Here is a 13,961-nt window from a genome sequence, read left to right on the forward strand (position 1 = left end):
GATAAAAGATGAGTGATACATTAAAGCAACTTGAGGGTTTTTCAAGGATTAAATTTTATTGTGATACGAATCGCTGTATCGAATGCCACGGCTGTGATGTGGCGTGTAAGGAGGCTCATCACTTGCCTGTGGGAGTTAATCGCAGACGTGTGGTGATGCTTAACGAAGGTGTGGTAGGCAAAGAGACGGCTATATCTATTGCCTGTATGCACTGCTCTGACGCACCATGTGCGCAAGTGTGTCCTGTGGATTGCTTCTATATCCGCGCTGATGGCATTGTCTTACACGATAAAAAAACCTGCATAGGCTGCGGATATTGCCTCTATGCCTGCCCTTTTGGTGCGCCACAATTCCCGAAATCTAATATCTTTGGCAGTCGTGGGGCTATGGATAAATGCACGTATTGTGCGGGAGGACCGGAGCAAACCCATAGCACAGAGGAATATAAACTCTATGGGCAAAATCGTATCGCAGAGGGTAAAGTGCCTATGTGTGCTTCTATGTGCTCTACTAAGGCGCTTTTAGCCGGTGGAAGCACAGAAATATCAAGTATCATCGCACATCGTGCAAATATGCGAGGAGAGAAACTCCCTGAAGCTGTGCCTAATATATGGAAAAGCGCGTATAATGACTAAGGAGAGAGTATGAAAAGTATGTTAAGAATCTTATTATATGCCATAGTGCTTAATGTCTTTGCTTGGGGTGCTACACACGCTGATCCTAGTGAGCCACGAGAGAATGGCAAACAATATGCAGAAGTGATAGAGGGTAATGATACGCTTATTCAAAAGAGTGAGAGAGCAAATCCGCACTTGTATGGCGGACCAGAGATAGAGGCTATTAAGACTTGGGGATTAGATTCCCCAGATTCTGTGGGATTAGGAGAGCTTTTTACACTGCTGCAAGGGCAGTATTTTGCGCTCATTTTCTTACTTATAGTTATCTTTGTGCCAATGGCTTTTTTTGGACATTATAAGCTTATAGGGCAGCGGCATTATAAGCACGGGAACTTTTTACTCGTTTTTACACGTTATAACATCATCGTGCATTGGTGTGCTGCTGTGCCTTTTGTGGTTCTATGCCTCACAGGCTTGATGATGGTATTTGGTGATAAACTTGGCGGAGGGTGGCTTATCCGCTTTGCTAGGGATCTGCACGGCTTTGCCACAATATTTTTTGCGATATTTGGGACATTAATGTTTTGTATGTGGGTGAAAGATTGTCTATTTAGAATTTATGATATTAAGTGGATGATGATACTTGGAGGCTATTTAGATAAAGTAAATCGTGAGATTCCCGCGCATAAGTTTAATGCAGGGCAAAAAATGTGGTTTTGGGTGGCGACACTTGGCGGTGCGGTAATGGTAGTAAGCGGTGCGATAATGTATTTTCAAGGTGCAGGTATTAATACATTGCGTCTTATGGCAATCGTGCATAATGTAATGGGCTTTGCGGTGATTGCGCTTTTGATTACGCATATTTATATGGCGGTATTTGCAATTGAGGGGGCATTAGAGGCTATCATTAATGGTAAGATGGGCGAGGAGGAAGTCTCTATGCTCCATAGCTTGTATTATAAAGATTTGCAGGCTCAAGGGAAGCTTGATTCTATGCGGGTAGCTCATTATTAGCAAAAGGGATTATCAAGGGAGCAAGTGCTTTGAGTGAATTCGTGCATAAAATGCGTATGGTGAAAGTGCATCAAAATGGCACATTGGAGCATTTGCAAGATGATGTGATTGAAGAGCAAAGAATCGCCTTTTATCTTAATGGAGCAAAGCTTTTATCTGTGATGAGTTTGCCTTATGCGCAAGAAGCACATTTTGTGGGGTTTTTAATGAATGAGGGGGTGCTAGATTCTATTGATAATATCATCTCGCTTGAAGTAGCCCCCGATGGCTTAAGTGTGTATATGAATGCTCATATTAAAGCAGAGAAATTAGCGCATTTGCATAAGGAAAAAACTTTGACTACTGGGTGTTGTGTTGGGGTAAGTGCTAATTTTGATGGTGAGATTACGCATAAGCGTATCACTTCGCCCGTGCGTGTAGCGATAGAGCATCTTTTTGCGCTCCTTGATGATTTTAGTAGTCCAAGTGCGCTTTTTAGGCAGACAGGCTGTGTGCATAAGGCTATGCTTGTGTGTAGTAATACTTCATTTGTGAGTGAAGATGTGGGACGGCATAATGCCATTGATAAGGTGATAGGTCAGGCAAGATTAGCACGGAAGGATATGAGCGGAGCGATTTTAATCGTGAGTGGGCGGCTCTCTATGGAAATGGTGATTAAAGCGGCGATGAGTGATATACCTATTGTTGTTTCCCGTGCAGCTACGACACATTTAGGCATTAAGTCCGCACAGCTTCTAGGCATTACTCTTGCGGGTTTTGCGCGTGGAGAGACATTAAATATTTATACACATCCCGCACGTATAGTTTTATAAATAGTTGTATATGCAACTATTTATAAAACTAAGTTACAATACCGCCCTTAAACTTAAAGATGTTATGATAAAGGAGCTAGGATATGAAAGGAATCATTCTTTTATTAACGCTTTGCTCTATGCTTATTGCCCAAGAAGATTCTAGTTATGCAACACAAAAAGAGGTATCAGTGGCTGAAACCGAATCCACTCATATTGTAGGAGGTGTATTTTCTTTGGCTGAATTGCTTGAAGGAGCAAAAAGAAATTATAACCTAGAGGCAAAAGATTTAGCCATTTTACAGGCTCAAGCGACCAATGCAGCAGCATATACGGAGTTTTTGCCTACTGTTGATGGGGCATATCAATATCAAGATACAGACAACTCATATATGCGTCTTAAGGCAAATACGGGGAGTATTAAGGGGAATTGGGAAGTTTTTAGCGGGTTAAAAACTTATCATAAAGTGCGTGAGAAAGCCTCTCTTTATCGTGCAAGTTTAGAAGATAAAGAATCCACCAAAGACCAGCTTTTTTTAAGCATTATCGAGCAGTATTATGGGTATTTTACCAATCGCGCAAAGCTTGTAAGTTTAGAGCAAAAGCGAGTGCAGCTTCAATCTAATGTTAAACGTGTAGAGAGACTTTTTAATGCTGGGCTTACGACGGTTGATGATGTGGAATCTTTACGATCGGAATTTTTAGCTACTGAACACGAACTTGCCAATGTGAGATTAGAAGCCGAAAAAAATAAGCTTATGCTTTCGCTTTTAGCCAATGTAGAAGTAGGGGATTTAGAGCGCAAAACTATCAAAGCACCGCTTTTCAAGCTTGAGGAAAATCGCCACGATTTGAATATGTTAGGTTTCCAAGCAGATAGTGCGAAATATCAAGCACGGCAGATTACATACTTGCCTATAATCAGCATAAGCGATACGTATGTGAGTAATGGTGGGGTAGATGCTGCCTTTAAGGGATTGGGTGCAGCTGAAGCAGCACAATATGGTTCAATTATCACTCGTCAATATCCACCTAAGCAAAACCAAATTATGATTAATGCGACTATTCACCTTGATTTTCTCACTACCTATAAGCAGTATCAAGCTGCACGGCTAGGGTATTTGAAGAATCTTAAAGAATTAGCTTATAAAAAAGAGGAGCAAAAAAAGGACGAAAAGCTCTATCGCAAAAGCCTTGAGATTGCTGTGGCAAAGATTAAAGCTTCAGAAGCGGCATTACGCTCTGCGAGCATTGCCTTTGAAAATGTGGCAAAAAAGTATGACGCGCAGATTCTAAACTTCACGGATTATTTGCAATCTTTGACGACAAAGGTTGAAGCAGAGGCAACTTATAATCAAGCTTTGAATGATTATGAAATGCAAAAGGCATATTATATCTATTATAGTGGGCAGGACTTGCAAGAGCATATTCAGTAGTGCGTAATAAAAAGGAGGAGTGATGAAAAAAATATTATACATAGGGCTATTATGCGCTCATTTATGGGGAGAAGATGTGTATGCTATTTTTAATGCTGAAGCGGTAAAGGACGCCAATCTCAAGCTTGCTACAAGTGGGATTGTAACAAATATGTTTGTTGATGTAGATTCTGAAGTGAAAAAGGATGATTTACTCCTCACGCTTTTTAGCTATGATATAGAATCTCAAATGCGCTCCACAGAGCAGCAATATCTCTTTGCTAAAAAGCAATATGAACGTTACAATCGTTCAGGTGGTGCAGTGGATAAAAATACGCTTGATAAATATTATTTTGAATATAAAAAGCTTGAGGCAGACTATGCTTATCAAAAGGCGATGTTAAGTAAAACACAGCTTAAAGCCCCATTTGATGGGATTATCGCTTCTAAAGATATAGAGCTTGGCGATGGCGTGAATGCGAATGGCACTAATCTTTTTAGAATTATTAGTAAGGAAGTAAAGCTTGTGCTAGAGTTTGACTTTAAATATGCGAGTAAAGTTAAAGTAGGCGATACCTTTGATTTTCAAATTGATGGGCGTAAAGACAAACTGAGTGCTACTATCAGCAAGATTTATCCTACTGCTAGCACAACTTCACGTAAAGTAAAAGCTGAAGCAATGGTAAAGGACGTTATTCCGGGCACATTTGGCGATGGCTATATTAGGACAAAATAATGTATAAATTTGCCATTACCCGTCCCGTCTCTACATTGATGTTTGCCCTTGCCATTTTGTTCTTTGGCTTTTTAGGCGTGAATAGAATGCCTGTGGCTTTATTCCCTGATATTGACTTTCCTATCGTGGCGGTGATTACAAGCTATCCGGGTGCGAGTGCGGAGATTGTGGAGACAAAAGTAACAGACAAGATTGAAGAAGCTATTATGGGGATTGATGGACTTAATAAAATTACTTCAAGCTCTGCACGTAGTTCAAGTGTCATCATTGTGCAGTTTGAGCTAGAAAAGCCTTTAAATGAAGCGGTCAATGATGTGCGCGATAAAGTAGGCACGGTGCAGCTCGATTCTGGTATTAAAACGCCGGTGGTATATAAGTTTGATAGCTCATCTACACCTATTATCTCACTCTTTCTTACAAGTGATAAGGTCGCTACCTCAGAGATGATGAGACACGCTAAAGATAATATTAAGCCGCTTTTGCAAAAGATTTCAGGCGTTGGGGGCGTAGAAATGCGTGGGCATAGGGAGCGGCAGCTTAGAATCTTTGTTAATCCCTCGCTTTTGAATAAATATAGCCTTACCTATACGGATATTTCTAATAAGATTGGTTTAGAGAATCTAGAAATTGATGGTGGGCGCTTAATTGGCACATTAAGCGAATGGGCGGTTACCACAGACGCGCAAAGCTCGAGCATAGAGGATATAGCTAATATCCGCGTGGCTCAAGGCATAAGGCTTGGCGATATTGCCACGATTGAGGATAGCATTGAAGAAGATAAGACTTTTGCTGCGTTTAATAAAACGCCCGGCGTGATTTTTGAAGTGCAAAAAATCTCTGGGGCAAATGAAATTGCCATTGTTGATGCGGTGATGAAGGTGCTGCCTCAAATTGAAGCCATTAGTCCTGAATATGAGATTAGACCATTTAAGGATACGACAGAGAAAACCCGCAAATCCATAGATTCTGTGAAGTTTGATGTAATGTTGGGCGTGTTTTTAGCGGTATTTGTGGTGTTTTTATTCTTACGTAGTTTTACTATCGCCCTTGTTTCGCTTATTAGCATTCCTGTGTCTATCTTTGGCACATTTGCATTGATGAATTTCTTTGGCTTTTCACTCAATATGCTTACACTCCTTGCTGTGGCATTAGCCATTGGAATTATCATTGATGATGCGATTGTGGTGATTGAAAATATCCATAAAAAGTTAGAACACGGAATGCGTAAGCGTGAGGCGGCTTATGAGGGGGTGCGAGAGATTGGCTTTGCGCTTGTTGCGATTTCCGCGATGTTACTTTCTGTGTTTATCCCTGTGGGGAGTATGAGTGGGATTGTGGGGAGATTCTTCCAAAGCTTTGGTATTACCGTCGCTGCAGCTATTGGGATTTCTTATATTGTGGTGATTACGATTATACCGATGGTATCTTCTATTGTGATTAATCCTACACATTCACAATTCTATTACCGCACAGAGCCTTATTTTAAGCTTTTAGAAAGTGCTTATGTGAAAACTTTAGCGATAGTGCTACGTAATAAAATGAAGGTCATTGTTGGGATTTTTGCGATTTTTTTCTCATCTTTGGTGCTGCTTTCTATTTTAGGAATGGAGTTTATCCTTTCTGATGATAATAGTGAATTTCAGGTGTTTATGGAGACAAAGCCCGGTACGAGTATGGAAGCAATGAAGGAGAAGACAAGTAAGCTGCAAGATATAGTAATGGCAGATGAAAATGTGCTATTTAGTTCTTTGCAAATAGGCTATGATTCCCAAAAGACGATTTTTAAGGCACGTATTTATGCTAAACTTAAGCCCTTGAGTGAGCGCACAGGGCGTAAAAGGCAATTTGAGATTATGGCTGAAGTAAGCCAGAGGCTTAAGGCAAGCGAAGTGGGGAAAGATTTTATTATCTCTATTGCAGAAGTTGCTGATATTGGTGGTGGAGGGGATGATTCCCCTTATCAAATAGCTATTTTAGCTCCTAATGATGAGCTTTTGCATAAAAGCAGGGATAATTTAGTGAATCTGCTTAATACCGACCCACTTTTAGCTGGAAAGGTAAGCGATATTCATCTTAATACGTCAGAAAATTTGCCTGAATATCGGCTAAAGATATTGAGGCAGAATGCAGACCATTATGGCGTGAGTGCGCAGGAAATTGGCAATGTGGTGCGAGGGGCATTCTCTGGTGAGGCAGCCATAGGGTATTTTAAGGAGAGTGGTAAGGAATATGATATTACCATTCGTGCCACTGATGAGAATAGAATCTCCTTAAATGATATTAAAAAATTGCAAGTGAAAAATGGCTATGGGGAATTGATGTTTGTAGAAGGGCTTGTGGAGATAGAATCTACCACTGCACCTTCGGTGATAACGCGCTTTGATAGGCAAAGAAGCGTAACGGTATATGCCTATCCTGTGAAAGATTCTGGCATTTCTTTAGGAGATATGATACGCATTACTGCGGAGAAAAAGGAGCATTGGTGCGAGAAGGGTGTTACTTATCGATTGCAAGGTGAGGCAGAATATGCAGAGGAGATGGCAATAGCTTTTATGGTGGCAGTTTTGACCGCTATTGTGCTGATTTATTTGATTTTAGCAGCGTTATATGAGAGTTTCTTGCAGCCTATTGTGATTATGATGACTTTACCACTTAGCTTTTCGGGGGCATTCATCGCGCTTTTTATCGCACAGCAGCCTTTTAGTATGTTTTCATTAATGGGGCTAATGATCTTGATGGGTTTAGTAGGGAAAAATGCTACTTTACTCATAGATGTAGCAAATGAAAAGCGCAAAGAGGGATATAGCACTGATGAGGCTTTAATCCTCGCAGGAGAATCGCGTTTGCGACCGATTTTGATGACAACCATTGCTATGGTGTTTGGAATGCTGCCTTTGGCATTTTCCACAGGGGCTGGAGCGGGTATGAAGTCTCCTATGGGGATTGTTATCATTGGTGGATTGCTTTTTTCTATGTTTTTGAGTTTGCTTATTGTGCCAGCGATTTATCGATTCCTCGCGCCACTTGATGATTGGCTGCAAAGATTCTATAAGCCTAAGGCAGAGGATAAATTCTAATACTTGTGGGTTTGAAAATCAAAAACACGTTATAATCTCATTATTGAAAATAAAGAGATAGGTGTTAATGAAAAGATTATTAATATATATGTGTATATGTGCGTTTATATGGGCTAACGAGGTAAATGACATCATCGCCCAAGAGTGTATCAAGCAGTATTATCCACAGGTGGTAGCTATAAGGGATAACCAAGTGCTGCTTGAAGATGGTAGTAGCTTCGTGTGGGACGATGGCAAGGATAAAGATTATGATGAGATGCTTTTAAATCCAGATATGAAAGATGCCTTTACTTACCCCTATCCTTTTAAGGGCAAAGTGGCTAATCGCAATGAGGATACATCGCGGATACGGCATTTGGGATTCTATAAAGCCATTTATGGGCATAGTGAAAGTGAAGTGAGGGAGCATTTGATTTGGCTTCCGTGGTTTCCAGAATATTTTGAGAAAAGCTTTATTCTCATAACTACCGCCAATGGTGTGGATAAGGCTTTTAGGCGAGTAATGGAGAGGCTCACTCATCTCCAGCAAGCATATTATCAGTTTTTGAGCGATCAAGATGCTTTTTATTGGCGTAATATCGCGGATTCTCCTAATCTTAGTCCGCATAGTTTAGGTATAGCCCTTGATATTAATACGCAATTTTCTAAATATTGGTTATGGGATAAGAAAGAGCGCAACGAATATCAATACGAAAATCAAATTCCCTTAGAGATTGTCCAAGCTTTTGAGGAAGAGGGCTTTATATGGGGTGGGCGATGGTGGCATTATGATACGATGCACTTTGAATACCGCCCAGAAATCATTTGCTATGCGAAAAACTTGCAGCGAGATACTTATTAAAGTTAGCATTGCTCTATTTGTTTGTAAAATTGCTTTATTTTGCTAGAGATTTTATTTTTTTAAGTGAGTTTTTTAGATTCTGTTTTTATATTTCTGCTCTAAGTGCAAAAGTCTTGCTTTTATATCTACTCCTAGGGCATAACCCCCAAGTGCGCCGTTGCTACGCACGACACGATGGCAGGGGATAAGTATCATTAGCGGATTATTGTGATTGGCATTTCCCACAGCACGAGAAGCCTTTGGAGAAGCGATAGAATCTGCAATATCCTTATAGCTTCTCACCTCACCATAGGGAATATTGCATAATGCCTCCCACACACGCAGTTTAAATGCACTGCCTTGTGGCAAAAGTGGAATGCTAAAATATTTAAGATTACCATTAAGATAAGCTTGAATCTCGCTTGCACACTCATCACTTAGCGGTGTTTTACAACTTAAAGTTTGAGAAGAGGGATTAAAGAAAATATGTGTGATATGCTCTTTGTTTCCATAGATTCCTAAGAGCAAGGGCTTGTTATCCCATTGCAAGATGTAGTTGCCACCATATTCTTGCATTAAAATCTCATTACTACTTGAAGTTTGATTCCATTACCATTATTGCCACTTAGAGGTATAATTGCGCCTTGTATGTCATTTTTGTTATGAATGCCAAATGAATGGGCTAGATCTAAATTTTGCATAATAAAACCCACAGGATCCATAAGGAGCAAGGCACTCTTACCTAAAATTTTAGAGCCTAGTAATGTTTGCCCATTGCGGTAGATATGAAGTGTGGCACGATAGAAAAGTTCTCCAAAGATTGAGCCAATCGCAGGAGTGATAATTAAATCTTGCCAAGAGGGAATCTCCGCAAAGGCTTCAACGCCATATTCCCAAAAAAATGAAGAAGCTAAAATGGCATATAGGATAGATTCAGCCCAGCTAAACCCCGCCACACGCGGCTGCATATAATACACTGCTCCCCAATAGGGGTGCGTAACCCAATTTAAAAACCACTGATCGCTATCTACCACAGGACCCATTGCTGTTTTTTGTGCCCAATTCTTGCCAAGTTTGTTAATCCCGTCTTTATCCCAGTTTGTAATATCTTCTGGCAGGAGATACAGCATTCCTGCTCCGGCAACCGTCCCGCCAAATATAAGCCCTGTGCTGATTGCAACATAAGTGTATTTATTACTAGGATGGTAGTGAGAGTGATGAGTAGGAGATTGCAAGGTGTTGGAGTTTTGAGGAATCTCCCCCATTAAAAGTAGAGGGGCGAATATCAAATAAAACCAAAGACACCATTTGTTGAAACACAAAGACATTTTAGAATCCACGGATAACTTTACTCAAAATCGCATCGTTCTCCTTAAGCTTGAGAGAACGTTCCATAACGGTCCTGATAACCTGTGTGGATTCCCCAAGAAGTTGATTAATGATATTCATCGAATCAATGATGTTTTTTGTTTGTGTAGCAAGGGTAATCGTATCTTCGTTTTGCGTATTGATATTATTCACAACCTCATTCATATTGCATTGGATATTCTCAAGGCTTTCTTTAGAGATTTCTCCATTTTGCGCAAGTGTTGTAAAGATTGAAGAATTATCTTGCACTGTGTGAGAGATACTCTCTAAATTTTCGGTTACATTTGTGATGGTAATCTCGATTTCATTTAAGCTTTTTTGTGTATTTTCGGCAAGTTTTCGCACTTCATCAGCCACCACGGCAAAGCCCCTCCCGTGTTCTCCTGCTCTTGCTGCTTCAATAGCAGCATTAAGGGCTAGGAGGTTGGTTTGCTCGGATATGTTGTGGATTAGCTCTACGACATTTTGAATGGACATAACGCTTTCAGCGAGGTTGTGAAGACGTGAGTTTAACTCATTTTGACTTTCGATACTTTGATTGAGATTCTCTAAAAGTTGAGAGACATTATTACTTGTGCTATCTAGATAGGTTTTACTTTGATTGATCGTTTCTTGCACATTGCCTGCAGTCTCTACATTTTTATCCAATCCTGTAACGATGGCGTTCCCATATTGTGAGTTTTGCTGTGTTTTTTCGCCAATATCAAAGATATGATTTTTTAAGTCTGTAATGTATTCATTAAGTTTTACAATCTCCGCACTTGTCTCTCCGGCAATTTCAATGGTTTGCTTCATCTTATCAATAAAAGAGTTGATAAATACACTAACAATACGCAATTCATCATTTTTGCCACGATTGAGTTTAAGTGTGCCTCCGGCGGTAAGCTTTTCTCCGCCTTTGCTTAGATCTTGAAGATAGGTAACTACATTTTGGGAATCGCGTGTAAAATTATGTAGCATTTTAAAGACGATAAGCACTAAACTGATGGTAACAAGCATAATGAAAATAAGAATAGCCATAATAAGATTGGATTGCCAAATAGCCCTATCGCGGACTTTTTCAAGTGATGTGAAATTCTCCAGCATATTAGAGAGGGATTGGGAGTTTTCATTCATACCCACAGCAATTTCTTCAAGATTGCTTACAGAGGTGGATAATTTTTTATTTGTAGCAGTGGAGGTGTTTGAGATTTTATCAATAAGCACTGCATAAATTTCTTCAAAATAGCTTTGTAAACGCACAGCAATACTTTTAGAATCATTGCCATTAAGCACTTGATTAATCTTAGGATAGAATGATTTTAAATCACTATCATTGCGGATAAAACTCTCATTCCAACTCTTTGTCATTTGTAAAATAAGATTTTTATTTGTATTATCAGTGGGATTGACTAAAAGTTTTATAAGCTTATCATTAAGCGCACCGATAAATTCAAATTGCTCGATTAGATCTTCAATATTAGCCATAGAATCCCTTGTTTCTTTTACATGTGTTTGCATAATATCGATTTGTTCAGTAGCTTTGGTCGAGAGATTTCCTAGATTTGTGAAATTATCTTGCACGATTTTGAGTGAAGATTCTTCTATGTGGATAAAGTTTGAAAAAGAATATTTAAATATAAAAAAGAGGATAGCTGTAATAAGAATGAGTGCGGAAAGAATATTGAGGCTAACATTCAATCGAGTGGAGAGCTTGAGATTTTTAAATCGTTCCGTTAAGTCTCGCATTCTGTCTCCTTATGTCAAGATTCTAAGATTTTGTCCCAATCAAAGTAGATAGAGACAAATAGAGCACTATTTACCAGCAACTTGGGCTTTGTTAGGATTATCAGCAGCGAGCGCAATCATACATTTTTCAAGCTCTTTTGCATCAGCAGGATTTTCTATCTTTTTTACCCAACGGGTAATTTGCGCCATCGTTTTAGAGCCCGGATCGGGGGCATCATATTTTTTCATTAATGCCGCACAATCAGCAAGGACAAAACTAGGAAGCCCAATAAAAAAGGCTAGGGCAATATATTTTTTCATTCTTTCTCCTTTAGACTAGAATCGTAGAATATACGCAAGCGAGATGTTTTGATTAACTACATTTGTCGCAGGTGTTATCATAGGTGCAGTAGCTGTTGCATATTGTTGATGTTGTCGTGTATAGCTTAAGCGGAAAAATTGATTTAAATCAAGTTGCCAAATGGCATATACATCATGCACATCACCGCGAGTATTTCTAAAGTTAAATGGATCATTGATACTTACACGAGAGAAGGCATACCAATTTTTACTTCCTTTGAAGTATTCATAACCAATTTTGAAATATGAACCAAAGTCATAGCGAAGCCCTGCATGCACCGCCCAACCATCTCTTTCAGCAAAGAAAGGAATTTCTAGAGGTGTAGGTGTTGTCATATTTCCATTGGTTACACTTGCATTGACATTATGAGATTTAGTGCCTATGTAATAGCTAGCAGACACAAACCAATTTAAGCCTGAACCAAGCAATCTATCATTTTCAAAATGAGCATTGATATATTGCATATCGCCAAGATTGCTGCTACCCATAGGTACGTTTGTAGTTTGTCCATTCTGGGCAAGGTAAGCATTTGTAGCAGCAGTCAATAATGCACCGGGTGCGGTATAGTTAGTCAAATTGATATATGTTAGCATAAAGAGGTTTTTACCAAAGTTTGAGGGTAAGAAAGGTGTTTCAAACGCACCAAAGAAAAGATTCGCATCAGCTGTATTTGCCGCACCTGAGCCAAAAATACTTCCCGCTGTGCTATTGCCATTAGTGTCAAATGATTGATACACTTTTGAATACCCCACACGTAAAGCTGAATTTGTATAGGGTTTAAGCGTAAGCACTACACCATCACCAAGGGCATTTACTGCTAGAGCAGGGTATGTGCTCATACGTGCTGAACCATTGCGGAGGTTTGAGCCTGGACCATCAGTTCCCGGAAGTCTCCCCATAGTAAGGGCTGCATATCTACCCATATAGATATCTACATAGGCTCTTTCCACATAAATAGAGCTTCCACCACTTGCTCCACGTCCTGCATCAAGTGAGCCAATAGCATAAGGTAAGCCAACTTCTAAGTCGCCAAAAGCCTTTGTCATAGACAATCGCCCTGTGAATTTTGTGTATTTATTGATGTCTGCATTCATATTGAGGTAGAGCCCCATCATCCAGCGGTTGTAGTAGTCATTAGTTACGCCCACCGCTTTGCTTGTGATATTATGCACTGATGTATTGAACTCTAAGCCAAATTTTACTTTATTTAAAGTTGCTGCAAGCTCGTTTGCATCTACACGTTCATTCATTTCATCAATATCTTTTTCGAGCTGTCCTACTCTTTGTTCTAATGTAGCTGCTAGAGCTGAAGAAGTAAGAAGCAAAAGCCCCCCCCCTAGCGTTGCCAATATTTTATGTTTTGACATCTTCTATTCCTTTGTTTAAGATAAAATAAGGGCATTATTTTCTTATTTTTTTGCTTTAAGATAACTAAAATTACAAAAAAACACTTGCAAGGCGCATATAGAGCAATAAGCTAGGGTTTATCTCTTAAGATATGAGGCAGATTATTATTTTCTTTGCAACACGAAGTATATACACGTCTAAGCATTCGAGGTTATACCTCTCACTCCACATTTGTAGATAGCAAGGGCATAATAGAATCTAAACCTTAAGAATTCACTTGATAACCAAACGAAGTGCGGTTATAAGTGTATCCTTCAGGCGCACACGAGAGACTTTGTCTTAAGTGTGCAAGACCCTTGCAACACGAAGTGCATACACGTGCAAGCATTCGAGGTTATACCTCTCACTCCACACTTGTAAATAGCAAGGGCATAATAGAAACTTGCTGTATCATATTTGAATATTTTATACTAGAGCGGTATCTTTCATCTGCTCTTTGCGATATTGTTTAATAGGCATATCTTCTTCCACTACGTGCATCTTGAGAGCATTTCTTTCATTAATATGGACTGATGAGACATTCCTTATCATACTTGCTATTTCAGGAATGATTTCACGATGATTTTTTGTGCTCCTCTAGTCGAGGATAGCTTATCTCCTGTATAGTAGCCATTCATTGCTTTCCCTTGTGGATAGTTTAGCCTTTTG

Annotated in this window: 12 protein-coding genes; 7 read left to right on the forward strand and 5 right to left on the reverse strand. The window is 39.6% G+C overall.

Going from position 1 to position 13,961, the window contains the following annotated elements:
* Window positions 1–8 precede the first annotated feature (8 nt).
* From fdh3B to V3I05_RS09710, 7 genes are all read left to right on the forward strand, one after another.
* A complete protein-coding gene (gene fdh3B, locus V3I05_RS09680; protein WP_295701501.1) occupies window positions 9–635 on the forward strand; it encodes a formate dehydrogenase FDH3 subunit beta in 627 nt (208 codons plus the stop codon).
* Between the two features lie 9 nt (window positions 636–644).
* A complete protein-coding gene (locus tag V3I05_RS09685; protein ID WP_295701499.1) occupies window positions 645–1,631 on the forward strand; it encodes a formate dehydrogenase subunit gamma in 987 nt (328 codons plus the stop codon).
* Window positions 1,632–1,660: 29 nt separating this feature from the next.
* The gene (gene fdhD, locus V3I05_RS09690; RefSeq protein WP_300448178.1) at window positions 1,661–2,443 is read left to right on the forward strand and encodes a formate dehydrogenase accessory sulfurtransferase FdhD; all 783 of its coding nucleotides are present in this window, start codon (window positions 1,661–1,663) and stop codon (window positions 2,441–2,443) included.
* 83 nt (window positions 2,444–2,526) lie between these two features.
* Window positions 2,527–3,858 carry a TolC family protein gene (locus V3I05_RS09695; protein ID WP_300448175.1) on the forward strand — a complete coding sequence of 444 codons (1,332 nt, stop codon included), beginning with the start codon at window positions 2,527–2,529 and terminating at the stop codon, window positions 3,856–3,858.
* Between the two features lie 19 nt (window positions 3,859–3,877).
* Entirely contained in the window at window positions 3,878–4,573 is a 696-nt protein-coding gene (locus V3I05_RS09700; RefSeq protein ID WP_295701493.1) for an efflux RND transporter periplasmic adaptor subunit, read from the forward strand.
* Complete coding sequence (locus V3I05_RS09705; RefSeq protein ID WP_343353464.1) at window positions 4,573–7,650, forward strand: efflux RND transporter permease subunit; 3,078 nt, start codon at window positions 4,573–4,575, stop codon at window positions 7,648–7,650. The genes V3I05_RS09700 and V3I05_RS09705 overlap by 1 nt, the downstream gene beginning before the upstream one ends.
* A gap of 67 nt (window positions 7,651–7,717) precedes the next feature.
* On the forward strand, window positions 7,718–8,491 hold the full coding sequence (locus V3I05_RS09710) for a M15 family metallopeptidase (protein ID WP_295701486.1): 774 nt from the start codon (window positions 7,718–7,720) through the stop codon (window positions 8,489–8,491).
* Between the two features lie 72 nt (window positions 8,492–8,563).
* On the opposite strand, the gene V3I05_RS09715 is transcribed toward V3I05_RS09710, so the two are convergent.
* The 5 genes from V3I05_RS09715 to V3I05_RS09735 all read right to left on the reverse strand — a co-directional run bounded on the left by V3I05_RS09715 (window position 8,564) and on the right by V3I05_RS09735 (window position 13,273).
* Complete coding sequence (locus V3I05_RS09715) at window positions 8,564–9,046, reverse strand: methylated-DNA--[protein]-cysteine S-methyltransferase (protein WP_300859707.1); 483 nt, start codon at window positions 9,044–9,046, stop codon at window positions 8,564–8,566.
* Complete coding sequence (locus tag V3I05_RS09720; protein WP_343353466.1) at window positions 9,046–9,798, reverse strand: DUF3943 domain-containing protein; 753 nt, start codon at window positions 9,796–9,798, stop codon at window positions 9,046–9,048. Before V3I05_RS09720 ends, V3I05_RS09715 begins: the two co-directional genes overlap by 1 nt.
* 1 nt (window position 9,799) lies before the next feature.
* Window positions 9,800–11,566, reverse strand: a complete 1,767-nt coding sequence (locus V3I05_RS09725) for a methyl-accepting chemotaxis protein (protein WP_343353468.1) — start codon at window positions 11,564–11,566, stop codon at window positions 9,800–9,802.
* 66 nt (window positions 11,567–11,632) lie between these two features.
* Window positions 11,633–11,866: a hypothetical protein gene (locus V3I05_RS09730; RefSeq protein ID WP_343353469.1), complete on the reverse strand. Its 234-nt coding sequence runs from the start codon at window positions 11,864–11,866 to the stop codon at window positions 11,633–11,635.
* A gap of 15 nt (window positions 11,867–11,881) precedes the next feature.
* Complete coding sequence (locus tag V3I05_RS09735) at window positions 11,882–13,273, reverse strand: DUF3373 family protein (protein WP_343353471.1); 1,392 nt, start codon at window positions 13,271–13,273, stop codon at window positions 11,882–11,884.
* Window positions 13,274–13,961 lie beyond the last annotated feature (688 nt).

This window comes from Helicobacter mastomyrinus (assembly GCF_039555295.1).
GTDB lineage: Bacteria > Campylobacterota > Campylobacteria > Campylobacterales > Helicobacteraceae > Helicobacter_C > Helicobacter_C mastomyrinus.